Consider the following 15,733-nt stretch of genomic DNA (forward strand, 5'->3'; position numbering starts at 1 on the left):
GCCCCTCGGGAGGGTCAGTGAGTGACGCTCGCGAGGTCCTCCGCATCGAGGATCGTGTACGCGTAGCCCTGCTCCGCGAGGAACCGCTGCCGGTTCTGCGCGAAGTCCTGATCCACTGTGTCGCGCGCAATGAGCGTGTAGAACGAGGCCTTCACATCGCTGCCCTTGGGCCGCAGTAGCCGCCCGAGGCGCTGCGCCTCTTCCTGGCGGGAGCCGAAGGAACCGGAGATCTGGATCGCGACCGAGGCATCGGGGAGATCCACCGAGAAGTTCGCAACCTTCGACACGACGAGGATCTTCTCTTCGCCGCTGCGGAACGCATTGAACAACTGCTCGCGCTCGTCGACGGGCGTCTGTCCGGTAATCAGCGGGCAGCCGAGCGCCTCAGCCATGGACTCGAGCTGGTCGATGTACTGGCCGATCACGAGGATGCTCTCGCCGGGGTGCCGATTGATGATCTCGCGCGCGATGCGCTCCTTCTGCGCGGTTGAAGCCGCGATGCGGTAGCGATCCTGATCCTCCGCGATCGCGTACTCGAGGCGTTCGCTCTCGGGGAGATCGATGCGAATCTCGAAGCACTCCGCTGGGGCGATGAAACCCTGTGCCTCGATGTCCTTCCACGCCGCGTCGTAGCGCTTCGGCCCGATGAGGCTGAACACGTCGCCCTCTCGGCCGTCCTCCCGCACGAGCGTCGCCGTGAGGCCGAGACGACGGCGCGCCTGCAGGTCTGCGGTGAGCTTGAAGACGGGGGCGGGGAGCAGGTGCACCTCGTCGTAGACGATGACGCCCCAGTCCTGCGCGTCAAGCAGCGACAGGTGGGCGTATTCGCCCTTCCGGCGGCTCGTGAGGATCTGGTAGGTCGCGATCGTGACCGGCTTCACCTCTTTCACCTGCCCGGAGTACTCGCCGATCTCATCCTCGGTGAGGTTCGTGCGGCGCAGGAGCTCGTCGCGCCACTGCCTGGCCGACACCGCGTTCGTCACCAGGATGAGTGTCTTCGCGCCAACGGCGGCCATCGCCGCGGCACCCACGAGGGTCTTGCCCGCGCCACAGGGCAGCACGACGACTCCCGAGCCGCCGCGCTGGAACGCCTCGACGGCTCTTGCCTGGTAGTCGCGCAGCTCCCAGCCGCTCTCGTCGAGCGAGATCTCGTACGGCTCGCCGGGACGGTATCCCGCGAGATCCTCGGCCGGCCAGCCGCGCGCCACAAGCTGCTGCTTGAGCTCGCCGCGCGCCCATGGCTCGACCATGATCGTGACGTCGTCGATCTTCGTGCCGAGCAGCGGCGCAACCTTTTTCGCTGACGAGACTTCGCGGAGCGTCGGCGCGTCGTCCGAGCGGAGCAGCAGCTGCCCCTCGGCATCGCGCTCGATGGTGAGCCTGCCATAGCGGCGCATCGTGTCCGCGATCTCGGAGGCCACGCCGCTCGGCACAGGGAACTTCGCGTACCGGTTGAGCGTGTCGAGGATCTCCTCGGCAGTGTGTCCAGCGGCTCGCGCATTCCAGAGCCCGAGCCGCGTGACGCGGTACGTGTGGATGTGCTCGGGTGCGCGCTCGAGCTCGGCGAACACCGCGAGTTCGTGGCGTGCATCTTCAGCGTCAGGGTGCGCAACTTCGAGAAGCACCGTGTGATCGCTTTGAACGATGAGAGGGCCGAGAGTCATAACAGGCCATTCTACTCCGTGTTGCTGCGCGCGGGAGGAGAGCCCGCGGCGAACGCGCCGTCATCGACGGTCGCGCGGCACCCATCACCGGCGCGCGTGTCGCCTACGGGAGCTGGACGACCTCGGTGATCGCATCGAGCGGGAGGGTTCGCTCAACTCCGGCAGCTTCGTCGAGCGCGCGCATGCGGCCTGCGGCGAGTGACACCGGCACGACCGTGAACGTGCGGACCTGGCCGCGCATCTCCACGGTTACCTGGAGGCGGCTGCGGTCGCGGATCGCGAGGGTCACCTGGCGGCTAATGTCGGTTGGCCCGTCGCTTGCGCTGTCGAGCACGCGTTCAATGAGCGCCTCGGCCGCGGTCGCTGCGCGGGACGCGGGGGTTGCCGGCGACGGATCGACGGATTCGGAAGACGTGGGGTGCTTGCGTTCCGCGGCGGGCGCAAGGAGTCCGCCGCCGCCGCGCGCCGGGTACCGGGCATCGAGCAGGGCGGCGAGCACGTGGTCGGCGCGCAGGCGCGACAGCAGAGGACGTGACTCGCGCTCCAGCGCGTCCTCGGCCGTTGGCTCCTGGAACTGGAGATGGGCGAGGCGGCGATCTACGAGGACGGTAGAGCGAAGCTCAGGGCGAGCAAACTCAATCCGGGTGCGGCCGTTGCTGCCGAAATAGGGGGAGACGACAATGCTTCCCGCCCGTTCGCTGAGCGTCGTGATGAGGTAGTCCACGGGTTGCGGGATACCGGTGAGTGCGAGCCCCTCAATCATGCCGCGGATCTCGTCCCCGCTCAGGCCGCGATGAAACGCCTCGGAGAGTGTCGCCTCCGAAATGCGCAGCGTTGACGCTACGCCCAACTGTTCGGGAAGGGCGAGTGCGGCGAGTGCGGCCTCGTCGCTGGCGGTGAGCGGCCCAGGGACGATCACGGACAGATCAGGCTGGATGTAGATGCCGGGGGCCGTCTCGGGGAGACCGAGTACCGGTGCCGGGGCGCTCGCCACATCGAGGTCGCCACGAAGTGCCGCGACGCCCGGCTCGCTGAAGTGTCCATCGACGGTGATTCCGATCCGCTCCCACAGTTCGGCCGCGCGCTCGATGCGCGCGAAGGTCGGGGCGGTGGCGAGCGGGTAGTGCCGTGGGAAGTCCGCGACCACCGGAGCGATCGACGAGCCGGCTCGTGCGGCGCCCAGGAGTCCGAGAAACTGTGGCGGCATGATTCTGATCGCCGCGAGCGCCAGCACGATCCATCGGGCTTCGTGAGCGGCGTTAAGCCAGTCGCCGCTCGCGGCGACGCACCAGGTGTCGGCCGAGTGAGCGAGACCCGACTCGCGGAGGAGTTCGACGAGTTGATCAGGGCGGGGGATCGCGAGCCGTTCTTCGACGGTGCGCAGCCACGCTGAGGCGACATCGCCGTTGCGGTTGAGCTTCGCAGGTGACCGCTCGAGGTCGCGGAGGATCCAGCCGACCTGTCCGGTTGCGGTGAGCGCCGACGCGAACCACGACGAGGTGTCTGCGGGGCCTGCGTCGGGCTCCTCGACCAGCGCGGGTAGCGCTCGGAGCTCCTCCGTGGCGATGCCACGCGAGGCGAAGAGCGTATGAAGTGCCTCGGAGACCTCCGAGAATTCGCTGTTGTTGCTGCCGATCAATCCGACAGCTCGCAGCCGAGCCGTGCTCTCGTCGTGTGCCTGCGGAGCCAGGCCGGCTGCCGCGCCTGCCGCAAGCAGCAGGAGGTCCTCACGCGCCAGCAGCGTCAGTGCCTGCGTGACTGAGTCAGGTTTGAGGAGTTCAGCTGCAAGGTCGAGCGGATCCTTGACCGACGCCGGGGCCGCGATACGTCGCGAACGGACGAGGTGCTCAAGCTGCGCTCGGTCGAGCGAGGCAATCAGTGAGGAGAGCGCGAGTGTGCCACTCATTGCGCGGCCCGCGCTACTTGTTTCCGATGCGGGCGTCTCGACTACGACGACGCTGCGCCATGATCAACAGGAGAATGAGGAGAACGAATCCGGCCGGGAGCGCAAGCAGGGAGATGCCGTAGACGACGGGCCACAGCCCCTCGGCCACAGCCTGGCGATCATTCATGCCTACGATTAGCGTCGCAAAGAACGAACCGAGGGCGACAACAATGATGGTGACCGTTGCGTAAGCGAGAATCCGCTCAAACAGCGACGGGTTGCTGGTTTCTTCGGTGCTCATTCCACCGAGTTTAGCCCCTCCGCATGTGGACGCCCTCCGGGTTGTGATTCCGCACAGTCTGCTAAGCCCGAACGGCTAGACTGCTAGACAACGCGTGGCGAAACGGCCACGCTCGAATACTTTCGGCCGGAAGGTCGCAGCGGCGAACGCCGTGAAGGGAAAGGGCGAGACATGCCGAACGGCAAGGTCAGGTTCTACGACGAGGACAAGGGCTTCGGATTCATCCAGGGAGAGGATGGCGAGCAGGTGTACCTGCACGCTTCCGTGATCCCCGAGGGCGTTGAGGTGCGAGCCGGAAGCCGGCTCGAGTACAGCGTTGGCGAGGGCCGTCGCGGCCCGCAGGCGCTCTCGGTGCGACTGCTGGATACTCCGTTGCTCGCGAAGCGCAGCCGCAAGTCTGCCGATGAGATGGCCGTGATCATTGAGGATCTCGTGAAGCTACTCGACGGCGTCGGTGGTCGGCTGAAGGCTGGCCAGTACCCGGAGCGGCAGGCGTCGCGTCAGGTCGCGACGATGCTGCGAGCCGTAGCGGATGACTTCGATGTCTGAGCCGCAGGACGAGGCTGCTGCAGCAGCCGCACCGACCGCACCCCCAGAAGCGGATCCCGTGCTCCTCGCCGCGCCAGCGCGCGACCAAGCACGAGAAGCGCTCGGGGAGATTACTGACCCCACGTCAATCGGCGGCGCAGCCGGGCACGAGGTGCACGACGAGCGCACGGTGACGCTGTACTTTGAGTGCACCCTTGCCGGCTACCCGGGGTGGCGGTGGGCGGCGGCGCTCGCGCGTGTCGACGCTGAATCGCCGGTGACCGTACTCGAGGTCGAGCTTCTCCCGGGCGAGGGATCCATGCTCGCTCCCGAGTGGGTGCCCTGGTCTGAGCGGCTCGCCCAGTACCGGGACGCGCAGTCGCGGCACAAGCAGGAGGCCTCCGCTGAGCGCAGCGAAGCCGAGGAAGCAGCTGAAGAGCTGGCCGAACTCGACGACGCTGACGACGACGTGCTCGAGAACGACTACTCCGATTTTGACGACGACCTCGATGGTGTCGACCTTGATGAGGAACTCGATCACGACGACGACGCTGATCACGACGACGACGATGACGACGACAGCGAGGACGACTGACGTCGCACTGCTCGGTCTGCGCCGGAGCCTAGGAGTTGTCCCCGGCAATTCCCGGGTTCGCGGCGAGGATAGCGTCGACGGCTGACTCCTCGTAGTTGAGCGCTGAATTCTCGATGAGGACGATCCACACCTCGCCGATGAACAGATGCGTCACCCCGACGGTGCCACGCATGTCGCCCGTGGCATACGCGTATGCGAAGACCGTTGCCGGGCCACGCGTCGACTCGGTGTAGTCGGAGCCGCGGAGACCCTCGATAAGCTGCATCATTGCGGTGCTGGGGAGCTCCGCGGTAAACTGGTAGAGGTACACGGTGTCGAGGTAAATAACCCAGTTGCAGTTGCGCTCCTGCACCGCTGCCTCCGCGGCGGCTTCGGCGGTTGGACCCGCGAATTCCGCGAACATCGCCCGATCGGTTTCGCCATAGCGGGCCGTGATGTTTTCGGCTCCGTACGTCTCGAGAAACGCGCGTTGTTCTGCCTCAGCAGCGGGGTTGATGCGGTCGCACTCGGGCAACGTTATGGGCGCCGGATCGGGGGCACGTTCTGGAACGGGCGGTGGAGCCGTCGGCACGCTGCTCGGCGGTGGTAGTGGTGGCTCCGGCGTAGTGCACCCGCAGAGGAGTGCCAGTACAGTGAACCCCAGCGCGAGCGCGGCTCGTCGGCCGCTCGTGATGCGAGAGATCGCCATCGGTGTCACCCCAACCGGCCCGCTCCGTGCCGGGCACCTTGTGACAACCGTAGGCTCCTTTCACGTGAATTGGGCGTGAGTGAGGCGAATTGTGATGTGCGGGGAGCATGAGGTGAGGGCGCTACGGGCGCAGGATTCGATCGAGCCAGTCTCGCATGAGTTCGCCAACGGCCTGCGGACGTTCGAGTTGCAGATTGTGTCCGGCACCGTCGAGCACCACGAAACTCCCGCGTGCGTAGTCGCCCACATGCGCGAGGCCGTCCTCGAACCCGACCACGTGATCCTGCCGGCCGAACACATGGAGCGACGGTGCGGAGAAGCCGGCGTGGTGCTCCCGTTCTGGCGTGTAAGCATCTGAGTATGACGCGCTCAACCGTGCGAGCACGCGTAGGTCGGCACCGCGGAGGCCGGGCAACGCATACTCTTCAAACGCAGCGAGGGTCTCCATGGTGTGAATGACCGCCATCTCGGAGAAGCTGTCCCGCCATTCGCCGGCGCGCTCAAGGATGACCTCGTCGTAGACGAGGACCTCGCGAGGCGGCAGTCTGCGCCTGTCTCGATCCAACTCGAACGCCCCAGCCAGGGTCGCCAGCCCGACACACTGGCCGGGAAGCTCGTGCGCGATATGGCGAGCCACCATTGCCCCAAAAGAGCTGCCCACGATCGCAAACTGGCCGCCGTCGGCGATGTCAGCGACTTCCGTGAGCACGGCATCGGCGATCTCTCGAGGCGTTGCAGCGCCGGTATCAACGGCGCCCTCGGCCCACGGGAGATCGATGTAAATGCGTCGCCAGGGCGCTGTTGCCAGCATGTCTTCCAACGGCAGCATGATGCGGTGATCGACGCCGAAGCCGTGCACCGCGATGAGCGGAAGACCGTCCCCGTGTTCTGCTGCAATCACCGTTCGAGTGTACTTGTGAGCACACGCGGTCTGGAACGGCCTGCCTGGCGTTCAGAGAACCTTCGCTGAACATTCCGGGCACGGTTGCTCAGAGCGCCACTCTTTGGGATCCTGACACAGAAGGACAACCTGTGTGGGTAAGGGAGGGGCGTGCGATGGAGTCCCAGCGGTTCTCCGAAGCTCCTGAGCGGACAGTGACTGTCCGGGATGGGGTGAGTCTCGCGTTGATGCTTTTGCCGCTCTGCGCCGTCGGCGCGTTCGTGCTGATCCGCCCGGCAGTGTGGTCGATCGACCTCGCCGTGTTCTTCTCGCGAGAAGATGCACTCCTTCGCAGCGACGCAGGCTGGATGCTGGCGATAGCTACGCTCGCAGCTGCGGTGTTGTGCGCGGTAAATGGGGCTCTCGGCACCCGCGATCATTGGAAGGTGAACCGTCGCTGGCAGCGCGGATTTCTCGGCTCAATCGCAGCGACACTCGTCACTGTACTGCTGAATTCCTGGACGATGACGCAAGCCATTCGGGGCGGAGACGCGCCAAACGTCGGCTTGGCCGCGTTCCTGACGATCTGCGCCATGCTCTATGGCGTCGTCTGTGCCCTGGTGACGCCGCGAGATGTCACCCAGCCCTGGCCGTAGCCCTCTCCGACCCAGACATATGCGACTGGCTGGTTCCGAGGACGGACCTACAGCGGCGAGGGGCATCCAGCTCTAATCACAGCCCGTGCTGTCACTCGCTGCCGAATGCGCGGGTCATGACGATGCTGGCATACGTCTTCCCGGGCCACTGGATCGACTCGGCCTCAACGAAATCCCAGGCTGCGTACAGTGCAACGAGGTGGGCGGCGGGTCTTGCGGCGTCGAGCCCGATCGACGTAGCGCCCTGCGCGACACACCAGTCGACACCGACGTCTCGCAGTTGCCGCGCATAGCCCTTCCCGCGATGGTCGGGGTCGACAGCCAACTGGTTGAGCCACGCGCGGTTAGGCTCCCGAGCAGCGGACGAGAGCTCCTGCAGCGCATCTTCGGCAGGCCACGAGACCGTGAGCGCGGCAACGAGCGCACCCTCCTCTTCGATCACCCACGTCTGGCCGCCAGATGCGCGACGGAGGGTGGTTCCCTCATCTTGATCGACCGCGGTGAAGTTCAGCCCAGCCTCGCCGAGCTCAGCGTATGCGCGGTGCAGCAGCGTTGTCAGAGCCGGAGCGTCGTCGTGGGTGAAACTTCTGAGAATCATGGTGGCGAGGTTAGCAGCTGGCGAGTCCTGAATTCTCCCGACGACACCCAACCTCAGAGAGATGCCGTGCAGCGCCCTCGGCGGTTGAGTTGCGCATCGGCGGAGGTGTCTTCCCTCACTGCACCTTGCCGAAGGGCTTCGGCTGAACGTATCCCAGAGCCGAGCGGATCTAGAGGCTGAGCTCGCAGGGTTAGTCCGTGAGCCCCGAGATTGTGTAGTCGCGTGCGATTCCGGCGGTCTGGTGCCCCCATTCGCTTGCGGAGGCGCGCGCCTGGTGCCGCCGGAACGCAGCCGAGTCTGTGAAGTGCTCCGTGACCGTCCAGATCAGCGGGTCATCCGTGCGCGTGACCTCGAACGAGATGCAGCCGGGCTCAGCTCGCGTCAGCGCGATATGTTCGGGCAGGTGTTCCGCCACCCGGTGTGACTGCTCGATAGCCTCACACCGTAGAACCCCGGTCAAGTGCACGTCACCCATGGTTGTAGTCTAGCCCGAGCGTGGTGTGGTGGCGGGGACTCGTACCGGGTCGAAGTCTGTCGCACCGTGGGTCTCGGGGCCACCGAGGACCGTCCACGAAGGAGCCGTTGTGTCCGACCGAAACACCCTCAGCGTCGACAATGACGTGCTCGTGGTCATCCCGCGCGGCTTGGATAAGTTTTGGGGGTTCCGGCGACGAATCACCGTGCCGCTGTCTGCCATTTCTGGAGTCGCGATTGAGCACCGTCCGCACGACGTGCCGATCGGGTGGCGTGGCCCTGGGCTCGACGGTTTCGGGAAGCTTGTGGGGACGTTTCACCCCTCGGGCGAACGGCACTACTGGAACTTCTCGGGCAAAGGGTCGGTGCTCAGGGTTGATATCGAAGACGGGAAGCCGTTCGACCGGCTCTACCTCTCGGTCGCTGACGTTGCAGACGCCTATCGCATGGTCCGGGAGGCGGCGCACCGCGTGTAGCTAACTCGCCCTCGCCGCTCTGCGCGAGCATGAGTGCTTCGAGCGGTGAGGGGCGCCCGCGCCAGTCTCGCGTCCGAATTTGGGACGGTGCTTGCCAAGCCGTGTGGGCCGAATGGTTGATCGAGGTCCTGTGAAGACGTAGCGTTGGCTGTATGAAGATCAGCTGGTCCATCCTCGCCACAGCAGCGCTCCTTCTGCTGGGGTACTTCCTGGTGCGCAGCTCTCAAGAGTTCCTGCACGGCTTGGGTCTTGCCTTCGTTATTAGTGCCTGCCTCATCCAGCTTGGCGTCATCGCGAAATCAATCAGCGCTTACCGTCAGCGTCCACGCAGCCGAATCTAGTCGCCTGGGCTTTCTGAAACGAGGCGCTTTGCGGTTCGCACACGAGACGAGGAAATCCAGATAGCTTGCTGAGCTGCTCTCGCCGCTTGCGCGCGGCCGTCACACCCGTGCGTGTTCTGGTCCAGTCAAGACGCAAGGGCGCGATGAACCCGTGGGTCGAGTCTGCCGAGCTGATCGTCAGATCGCTGGGAGGGAGAGAAGCTGCCACTGCACAGGTGCTTCGCTTCAACCTCATCGGCGGTCAGCGTGTGGGGCTCGCATCCAATTCAAGCTTCGCGTTGTCCCAAGTGGCGCGGTCTAGCTCGTCTTCCACGCGTGAGTGTGCTGTGGCGCGCACAAACTCAGAAGTGCTTGCTTTTCGGACTCCACGAGACGCAACGTAATGGTGGTCGTAGCCACGAAAGTCCCCTCAGCTACACTGTGACGCTTTCTCCTTCGCCGGTGGCGAGTGTATTCGCCTTGCCAGCCGAGCAACGCTTCCAGCCCCAAGCTCACGTAACAGGCTGCGTGGAGATCAGGCTCTTTCGTGCTTGAGCTCAGTATTGAGCTCCAGTAGTCACGAACCCGGGGCATTGAACTCGTACCTGCCGCAGCTACGCAGGGTTGGGATCCCGGTCGTAGCGATGGACGCCGTCCGCGCCCAGTCACAACGGCGGGTAGACCAGTTCACCCGCGAGGAACTGGGATCTCTCCTCGCGGGTGAACTTGCTCTCAGCCTCAGACCGCGTCGCCCTCCGCAGGCCCCTCCGTGTTCGGCTTCCAGCCGAGCGCCGGCGCGACGTGCTTCGCGAACGACTCGAGGATGTGCAGGTTGTACTCGGGGCCCAACTGATTCGGAATGGTCAACATGAGTGTGTCAGCCGCCATTACCGCCTCGTCAGCAAGGAGTTGCTCGATGAGCCGGTCGGGGGTGTCAGCGTAGGTCTTGCCGAACGTGGAGCGGATACCGTCGATGACGCCGATCTGATCCTGTGCCTCCGAGCGTGGCCCGCCGCCGCGCAGCCCGAAGTAGAGTTCGTCTTGTTCGGTGACGATTGGGAACACGCTGCGGCTCACGGAGACGCGCGGCTTGCCGGTGTGGCCGGCCTCGCGGTATGCGTTGCGGAACGTGTCAATCTGTTTGCGCTGCAGCACGTCGAGTGGTTCGCCCGTCGCCTCGGTGAGCAGGGTCGAGCTCATGAGGTTAAGGCCCATGCGGCCGGTCTGCTCGGCCGAGTCCATCCCGCCGGCGCCCCACCAGATGCGGTCGCGCAGCCCGGGGGACTGCGGTTCGATCGCGAGGCGGCCGGGAGGGGACATCTTCGGATCGGCCTCGACGAGAGTTTCGCCTTCGACCGCGCGCATGAACAGTTCGAACTTGTCGCGGGCGATGTCGGCTCCGCGGGGGTCCTGCGAACCGGTGTAGCCGAAGGCCTCGTAGCCGCGGAGCGCGGTCTCGGGGGATCCCCGGCTCACGCCGAGCGCGACTCTGCCGTCTGCGATGTAGTCAAGCGCCGCCGCTTCCTCGGCGAGATAGAGCGGGTTTTCGTAACGCATGTCGATAACGCCGGTCCCGACCTCGATCCGCTTGGTGCGGGCGGCCATTGCGGTGAGCAGTGGGATCGGTGAGGCGGCCTGGCGCGCGAAGTGGTGCACGCGCACGTAGGCGCCGTTCACGCCGATTTCGTCTGCGCCCTCGGCGAGCTCGATCGTCTGCTTGAGCATGTCGCCGGCGGTGCGCACGCGCGAGCCGGGCACTGGGCCGTAGTGGCCGAACGATAGGAATCCGAATGATCTCATGTTGTCTGTAACAAGCTTCCGCAAATTACATTCCCGCGCATGTACTTAGGTCGGTGCTGCGCATGCTCCGCCTTCCGCTACAGCGTTCGTAAAAGCATCGTGGCGAGCATGACGGCAAGGAGGGCGACGTAGCCCCACGCGTGCAGGCTGTCGGGGACCCGCGGTGGTCGGCGCCGCCACAGTACGATGATTGGGATCGCGCCGGCGAGGAGTAGCCCAGCGGCACCGAGATCGACGGCTCCGAGCATCCACAGGCCGGAGGTGCTGGTTATGGGTCTACCGAATGCCAGAAACGCGATGAGCGCGGGAGTCGCGATGCACAGTGTCAGTGGGTTGGCGAGCGACGCGGCGGTGCGCATCGGGAACCCTGCACGCCGCAGGAGCGGTACGGTCATGACCGATCCTCCCACCCCGAGAAGCGCTGCAAGTGCTCCAATGGGAAGTCCGAGTCCGGCGCTGATTGCAAAACTCCCGCGTCCCCCGGCTGTGCCAACGTGTGCCGTCGTGGTCGCGATGCGAGCCCGTCGCACGAAACCGGGCCGAGCGATTACATCGACGATAGTTGCGGCAAGGTAGAACGTGAAACCCCAGGTCACGAACGCCTCAGGGGCGAAGGAGGCCGTGCACGCGCCGACAAGGCCTCCGGCCGCGAGCAGCCAGAGCAGCGGGGCGCTGTGCCGGAGTTGCCCGAGAATCGCACGCGGCGTCGCGAGCGTTGCGATCGCCGCGTTCACCACCATGACAAGCGCGGACGTCGCGACTGCCACGACCGCGGCCGACGGTCCGGCTGAAGCGTCGATCCACAGGAGGACGGGAACGGTGATGAAGCCACCGCCGAAACCGAAGAGGACGGTCGTGGCTCCGGTGAGGAGGCCGATGAACAGGAGAAATGCGATAGTCACTGCACCTATTTCAGTGCAGCACGGCCCTCCCGACAATCGAATGTCGCCCGTATTTGTTCGAGTTTCGGCCTAAGGTTGGGGTGTGCGCAATGTTTTGCTCGAAGCGGTCGATGGCCAGGGGCGTGACGTCCTTCCGATCGCAACCGATTATTCGCCCGGCACGGTTCTCGACTGGCACGACCATCGGAGGGCGCAGCTGCTCTATGCGGCGACAGGCACGATGCAGGTTGAGACCGGTGATGGTGCGCGGACGGTTCCGGGTGAGCGCGCGGTGCTCATTCCACCGCGCACCCCGCACAGGGTGCGCATGCTCGACGTGCAAACAAACAGTCTGTATATCGAGCCCGGTGTAGTGCCGTGGTGGCCGATGCGGTGCAGGGTGATCGAGGTGGGCCCCTTACTGCGAGAGTTGTTGCTCGCCGCCCCTGAACTGGAGTACGTGGGGGAGCGGAGGTCAGACGCGCTCCTCGCGCTGCTGCTCCTCGAACTCGAGGCCGCGCGCGAGTCGCCTTTGCATCTCCCGCTTCCCGGGAGCGCGCCGCTCGCCGAATTGTGCCGCGGCTATCTCGCTGAGCCCAATGTGCGGGTGAGTAACGCGCAATGGGCGCGGGCCGCGGCGATGGGTGAACGGGCATTTGCGCGCGAGTTTCGTGCCGCGACAGGGATGAGCCCTGCAGCGTGGCGGTCGCGGGCGCGGCTATTGGCGGCCGTACCGATTCTGCGGCACCAAAACGTCACCGAGGTTTCTGCGTTGCTCGGCTATGCTTCGCCCGCCGCGTTCTCGTACGCTTTCTCGCGTGCCCTCGGTACTCCGCCGACCGCATTTCGGCCGCTGCGGGGTGCGCACTGAGTAGTTCACCACGCAGGAAGTGAGTTGACTACCCTGCTGTCGATCCGCCCAGATCGGGGCGTGCGGGGCGGATTGCGCTGAGCGTGTTGTGAACGAGCCTTCGTCGTTCTGCCGGAGTGCGGTCTTCCGCGAACGACATCACCTCGTTAACGGCGCCGAGCGCGCTGCTGACGAGTGTGCGGATGAGGATCTTCGCATCGGGGTCAGTCGGATCCTCAGCAGCGGCCCATCGTTCCCAGAGCGTGTCGCTGATTGCGGTGAGTGCGTCGGAGAGGCGCGTGAACTGGTGCGCGAGGAGGTCTGCGGAATGGGCGAGAACAGTGCGGTACGTGCGTGAACGGTCGCTGTTTTCGGCGCGGTCGAGTTCGAGTAAGGTGCTGTCGACCGCTGCTTGGAGTGCGACCCAGGGGGCCTCATCGGCGGGTCGGGCAGTCACATGATCGATGAGGGTTTGGGTGTCAGCGGCGGCCCGTGAGAAGAACACCTCGTCCTTCGTGGGGAAATACCGGAAGAATGTGCGTTCTGAGATTCCCGCGGCCGTTGCGATCTCCTCGACGGTGGTGGCGTCGTATCCGCGTTCGATGAAGAGCTCGATGGCAACGTCACTAATGCGCTCGCGCGCGGCCTGCCGGGTGACCTCTCGAAGCGTTGGCGCTGACATGTTCACAGGTTAGCAGCGCCGTCTTGGCATAGGCTGGCATTCGTGGCAGTGACTGTCACCATGTTGTGAAATGAGCCACGGAGGCATTGTGAACCCAAGTACCCCAGACGCCGAGCGCAGCCCGGCTGCCCCAGCCCAGGCCAGGGGGCGCGGCACCGCCCTCATTTGGATCCTGCTCGCGGGAGCGTTCGTGATGGTGCTCAACGAAACCGTGATGGGGGTCGCGCTCCCGCCGCTCATGGCCGAGTTCGAGATCACCGCCTCGGCTGGCCAGTGGCTCACGACGGTCTACATGCTCGTCATGGCGGTACTCATCCCGATGTCAGGATTCCTGCTTGAACGCTTCACACCGCGCGCGATCTTCGTCACCGCCCTGAGCGTATTCGCGGTCGGCACGGCCGCCGCGGCGCTCGCACCGACCCTCGCCGTGCTCGTGGCGGCGCGCGTCGCGCAGGCCGCCGGAACCGCGGTGATTATGCCGCTGCTCACGACGACGATCCTCACCCGGATACCCGAGGGCAGGCGCGGCCGCATGATGGGACTCATCGCGATCGTCATGTCGGCGGCCCCGGCACTCGGCCCCACCGTGTCCGGTCTGCTCATTACCGCGCTCGGCTGGCGCTCCGTGTTCCTCGTCGTGCTGCCGATCGCGATCCTCGTGCTCATCGTCGGGACGCTGCTCATCGGGCCCGGCACACGCGGTCGCGACGTGAAGTTCGACGTGCTCTCCGCGCTGCTCTCGGTCGTCGCCTTCGGCGGCCTCATTTACGGTCTTGGCAGCATCGGTGAGGCCGCGGCCGCTGACGCTGTGATCTCGCCGCTCGTGCCGATTCTCGTGGGAGTCGCCGGCCTCGGGCTCTTCATCTGGCGGCAGCTCGTGCTGCAGCGTCGCGGCAACGCGTTCCTCGACCTGCGGCCGTTCCGTGAGCGCCCGTTCTGGGTCGGCGTCGCCCTGATCGTGGTCGCGATGCTGTCGATGTTTGGATCCCTCATCCTGTTGCCCATCTACATGCAGAACGTGCTCGGCCTGTCGCCGCTCACCACCGGGCTCGCGGTGCTGCCGGGTGGCCTCGTCATCTGCGTGACGGCTCCGGTCATCGGCATCCTGTTCGACCGGGTGGGGGCCCGCCCGCTCGTGATCCCCGGCGCATTCATCGTCGCCGGTGGCCTCGTCATCCTCACGCAGCTCGGGCTCACAACCCCGGTGTGGGCCATTGTCGTCGCGATGATCGTGTTGTACCTCGGGCTCGCCCTGCTCATGACGCCGCTCATGACTGGTTCGCTGAGCTCGCTCGAGCCGCACCTGTACAGTCACGGATCCGCGATCTTCTCGACAGTGCAGCAGCTCGCCGGGGCCGCTGGGACGGCCGTGTTTGTCACGATCATGTCGATCGGGACTGCGGCTGGCGCGAGGGCCGGGCTCGGTGAGGTCGCGGCGACCGCGCAGGGCATTCACGGGGCGTTTGTGCTCGCGGCGATCAGCTCGGTCATCGTGATTGTGCTCGCCTTCCTGGTGCCGAAGGGGCGGCCGGTGGCGCCTGCGCCTGCTGCGACGGCTGCCGAGTAGGTCGCGGGCGGTGCCGGTCGCGGGCCGGATCTCCTCCTCCTCCTCACACTCCTCACACCCCCGATTAATCCTTCCCGAGCTTTGTTTGGGCTTTGTAAGAGTCGGACACGATAAATCGGGGGTGTTGGGACGGGTTAGTCGGCGCGCGAGAGCGTGACAGGCTGGGCTGGGCCGCACAACGAGGCGGTACCCGGGTACTACCGGGGCGGCACCGCGGGCCGATCCGTGCTGCCCGCCCAGCTCGTAACTTCGAAGTATGAACACGCAAGCAGCATCAACAGGACAGGCAGAGGCCGTCGCGGGCGTCGCGAACCTCGGGAAGTACTACGGCAGCGGGGCACACCGCGTCGTCGCGCTCCACGACATTTCGATCGGGGTCGGGCGCGGCCAGTTCACCGCGATCATGGGCCCGTCAGGCTCGGGCAAGTCGACGCTCATGCACGTCATGGCGGGCCTCGATACCCCGAGCGAGGGGCGGGTGTGGCTCGGCGGCGACGAGATCACGAACCTCGGCGACACCGAACTCACCAAGCTGCGCAGGCGCCGCATCGGCTTCATCTTTCAGTCGTTCAACCTCGTGCCGACGCTCGACGTGCGCGGCAACATCATGCTGCCGTTCCAGCTCGACGGCAAGAAGCCAAGCCTGCAGGAGATGGCGTGGATCGACACGCTGCTCGGTCAGCTCGGCCTCGCGGAGCGCCTCAACCACCGCCCCCACGAACTCTCGGGCGGGCAGCAGCAGCGTGTCGCTATCGCGCGCGCCCTCGCAACGAACCCCGACGTCATCTTCGCCGATGAGCCAACGGGGGCGCTCGACTCGCGCACGGGCCGCGAGGTGCTCAAACTGCTGCGCTCGGCCGTGACAAACTCGGGCCAGAGCATCGTGAT

The 15,733-nt window shown here is 65.6% G+C and carries 18 protein-coding genes; 8 read left to right on the top strand and 10 right to left on the bottom strand.

Translation table 11 applies throughout. The features are described 5' to 3' along the window. Positions 1–14: 14 nt before the first annotated feature. The 3 genes from AUL38_RS12755 to AUL38_RS12765 form a co-directional block, all read right to left on the bottom strand. Entirely contained in the window at positions 15–1,664 is a 1,650-nt protein-coding gene (locus tag AUL38_RS12755; RefSeq protein ID WP_059062753.1) for a DNA repair helicase XPB, read from the bottom strand. 103 nt (positions 1,665–1,767) lie between these two features. After that, the gene (locus AUL38_RS12760; RefSeq protein ID WP_059062754.1) at positions 1,768–3,570 is read right to left on the bottom strand and encodes a helicase-associated domain-containing protein; all 1,803 of its coding nucleotides are present in this window, start codon (positions 3,568–3,570) and stop codon (positions 1,768–1,770) included. A gap of 13 nt (positions 3,571–3,583) precedes the next feature. Then, positions 3,584–3,850 carry a hypothetical protein gene (locus AUL38_RS12765; RefSeq protein WP_059062755.1) on the bottom strand — a complete coding sequence of 89 codons (267 nt, stop codon included), beginning with the start codon at positions 3,848–3,850 and terminating at the stop codon, positions 3,584–3,586. Between the two features lie 171 nt (positions 3,851–4,021). Here AUL38_RS12765 and AUL38_RS12770 point away from each other — a divergent pair, with 171 nt between their 5' ends. Further along, a complete protein-coding gene (locus tag AUL38_RS12770; RefSeq protein WP_059062756.1) occupies positions 4,022–4,399 on the top strand; it encodes a cold-shock protein in 378 nt (125 codons plus the stop codon). Next, a complete protein-coding gene (locus AUL38_RS12775; protein WP_059062757.1) occupies positions 4,392–4,973 on the top strand; it encodes a DUF3027 domain-containing protein in 582 nt (193 codons plus the stop codon). Before AUL38_RS12770 ends, AUL38_RS12775 begins: the two co-directional genes overlap by 8 nt. 28 nt (positions 4,974–5,001) lie before the next feature. Here AUL38_RS12775 and AUL38_RS12780 read toward each other — a convergent pair whose 3' ends face one another. Next, positions 5,002–5,661, bottom strand: coding sequence for a hypothetical protein (locus tag AUL38_RS12780; RefSeq protein WP_153006588.1), 660 nt, complete (start codon positions 5,659–5,661; stop codon positions 5,002–5,004). A gap of 121 nt (positions 5,662–5,782) precedes the next feature. Next, positions 5,783–6,562 (bottom strand): alpha/beta fold hydrolase, encoded by a 780-nt coding sequence (locus tag AUL38_RS12785; protein ID WP_059062759.1) that lies wholly within the window; start codon positions 6,560–6,562, stop codon positions 5,783–5,785. Between the two features lie 155 nt (positions 6,563–6,717). On the opposite strand from AUL38_RS12785, the gene AUL38_RS12790 reads away from it, so the two are divergent. Next, positions 6,718–7,197 carry a hypothetical protein gene (locus tag AUL38_RS12790; RefSeq protein ID WP_059062760.1) on the top strand — a complete coding sequence of 160 codons (480 nt, stop codon included), beginning with the start codon at positions 6,718–6,720 and terminating at the stop codon, positions 7,195–7,197. Positions 7,198–7,288: 91 nt separating this feature from the next. On the opposite strand, the gene AUL38_RS12795 is transcribed toward AUL38_RS12790, so the two are convergent. Beyond that, complete coding sequence (locus AUL38_RS12795; RefSeq protein ID WP_059062761.1) at positions 7,289–7,795, bottom strand: GNAT family N-acetyltransferase; 507 nt, start codon at positions 7,793–7,795, stop codon at positions 7,289–7,291. A gap of 190 nt (positions 7,796–7,985) precedes the next feature. Further along, on the bottom strand, positions 7,986–8,270 hold the full coding sequence (locus AUL38_RS12800; RefSeq protein ID WP_059062762.1) for a putative quinol monooxygenase: 285 nt from the start codon (positions 8,268–8,270) through the stop codon (positions 7,986–7,988). Positions 8,271–8,379: 109 nt separating this feature from the next. Here AUL38_RS12800 and AUL38_RS12805 point away from each other — a divergent pair, with 109 nt between their 5' ends. Next, on the top strand, positions 8,380–8,745 hold the full coding sequence (locus tag AUL38_RS12805; RefSeq protein ID WP_059062763.1) for a hypothetical protein: 366 nt from the start codon (positions 8,380–8,382) through the stop codon (positions 8,743–8,745). 152 nt (positions 8,746–8,897) lie between these two features. Beyond that, the gene (locus tag AUL38_RS12810; RefSeq protein WP_059062764.1) at positions 8,898–9,086 is read left to right on the top strand and encodes a hypothetical protein; all 189 of its coding nucleotides are present in this window, start codon (positions 8,898–8,900) and stop codon (positions 9,084–9,086) included. Between the two features lie 717 nt (positions 9,087–9,803). Here the strand turns inward: AUL38_RS12810 and AUL38_RS12815 are convergent. Further along, positions 9,804–10,865, bottom strand: coding sequence for an LLM class flavin-dependent oxidoreductase (locus tag AUL38_RS12815; RefSeq protein WP_059062765.1), 1,062 nt, complete (start codon positions 10,863–10,865; stop codon positions 9,804–9,806). 77 nt (positions 10,866–10,942) lie between these two features. Next, positions 10,943–11,767, bottom strand: coding sequence for a sulfite exporter TauE/SafE family protein (locus tag AUL38_RS12820; protein ID WP_083506856.1), 825 nt, complete (start codon positions 11,765–11,767; stop codon positions 10,943–10,945). An 82-nt stretch (positions 11,768–11,849) separates the two neighbouring features. On the opposite strand from AUL38_RS12820, the gene AUL38_RS12825 reads away from it, so the two are divergent. Next, the gene (locus AUL38_RS12825) at positions 11,850–12,617 is read left to right on the top strand and encodes a helix-turn-helix transcriptional regulator (RefSeq protein WP_059062766.1); all 768 of its coding nucleotides are present in this window, start codon (positions 11,850–11,852) and stop codon (positions 12,615–12,617) included. A 28-nt stretch (positions 12,618–12,645) separates the two neighbouring features. Here the strand turns inward: AUL38_RS12825 and AUL38_RS12830 are convergent, their stop codons facing one another. Then, positions 12,646–13,278, bottom strand: coding sequence for a TetR/AcrR family transcriptional regulator (locus AUL38_RS12830; protein ID WP_059062767.1), 633 nt, complete (start codon positions 13,276–13,278; stop codon positions 12,646–12,648). A gap of 88 nt (positions 13,279–13,366) precedes the next feature. Between AUL38_RS12830 and AUL38_RS12835 the strand changes: the two genes are divergently transcribed. Both AUL38_RS12835 and AUL38_RS12840 read left to right on the top strand, forming a co-directional pair. Then, complete coding sequence (locus AUL38_RS12835) at positions 13,367–14,845, top strand: MDR family MFS transporter (RefSeq protein ID WP_161937440.1); 1,479 nt, start codon at positions 13,367–13,369, stop codon at positions 14,843–14,845. Between the two features lie 256 nt (positions 14,846–15,101). Further along, on the top strand, positions 15,102–15,733 hold a 632-nt coding region (locus tag AUL38_RS12840), incomplete at its 3' end, for an ABC transporter ATP-binding protein (protein WP_059062769.1).

The organism is Leucobacter sp. G161 (genome assembly GCF_001482305.1).
Taxonomy (GTDB): domain Bacteria; phylum Actinomycetota; class Actinomycetes; order Actinomycetales; family Microbacteriaceae; genus Leucobacter.

What these genes read in the sequence shown, in the direction of transcription:
- AUL38_RS12830 (WP_059062767.1), bottom strand. Translation starts at nt 13,278, where the DNA reads ATGTCAGCGCCAACGCTTCGAGAGGTCACCCGGCAGGCCGCGCGCGAG.
- AUL38_RS12795 (WP_059062761.1), bottom strand. Translation starts at nt 7,795, where the DNA reads ATGATTCTCAGAAGTTTCACCCACGACGACGCTCCGGCTCTGACAACG.
- AUL38_RS12800 (WP_059062762.1), bottom strand. Translation starts at nt 8,270, where the DNA reads ATGGGTGACGTGCACTTGACCGGGGTTCTACGGTGTGAGGCTATCGAG.
- AUL38_RS12765 (WP_059062755.1), bottom strand. Translation starts at nt 3,850, where the DNA reads ATGAGCACCGAAGAAACCAGCAACCCGTCGCTGTTTGAGCGGATTCTC.
- AUL38_RS12810 (WP_059062764.1), top strand. Translation starts at nt 8,898, where the DNA reads ATGAAGATCAGCTGGTCCATCCTCGCCACAGCAGCGCTCCTTCTGCTG.
- AUL38_RS12770 (WP_059062756.1), top strand. Translation starts at nt 4,022, where the DNA reads ATGCCGAACGGCAAGGTCAGGTTCTACGACGAGGACAAGGGCTTCGGA.
- AUL38_RS12760 (WP_059062754.1), bottom strand. Translation starts at nt 3,570, where the DNA reads ATGAGTGGCACACTCGCGCTCTCCTCACTGATTGCCTCGCTCGACCGA.
- AUL38_RS12780 (WP_153006588.1), bottom strand. Translation starts at nt 5,661, where the DNA reads ATGGCGATCTCTCGCATCACGAGCGGCCGACGAGCCGCGCTCGCGCTG.
- AUL38_RS12815 (WP_059062765.1), bottom strand. Translation starts at nt 10,865, where the DNA reads ATGAGATCATTCGGATTCCTATCGTTCGGCCACTACGGCCCAGTGCCC.
- AUL38_RS12775 (WP_059062757.1), top strand. Translation starts at nt 4,392, where the DNA reads ATGTCTGAGCCGCAGGACGAGGCTGCTGCAGCAGCCGCACCGACCGCA.
- AUL38_RS12790 (WP_059062760.1), top strand. Translation starts at nt 6,718, where the DNA reads ATGGAGTCCCAGCGGTTCTCCGAAGCTCCTGAGCGGACAGTGACTGTC.
- AUL38_RS12755 (WP_059062753.1), bottom strand. Translation starts at nt 1,664, where the DNA reads ATGACTCTCGGCCCTCTCATCGTTCAAAGCGATCACACGGTGCTTCTC.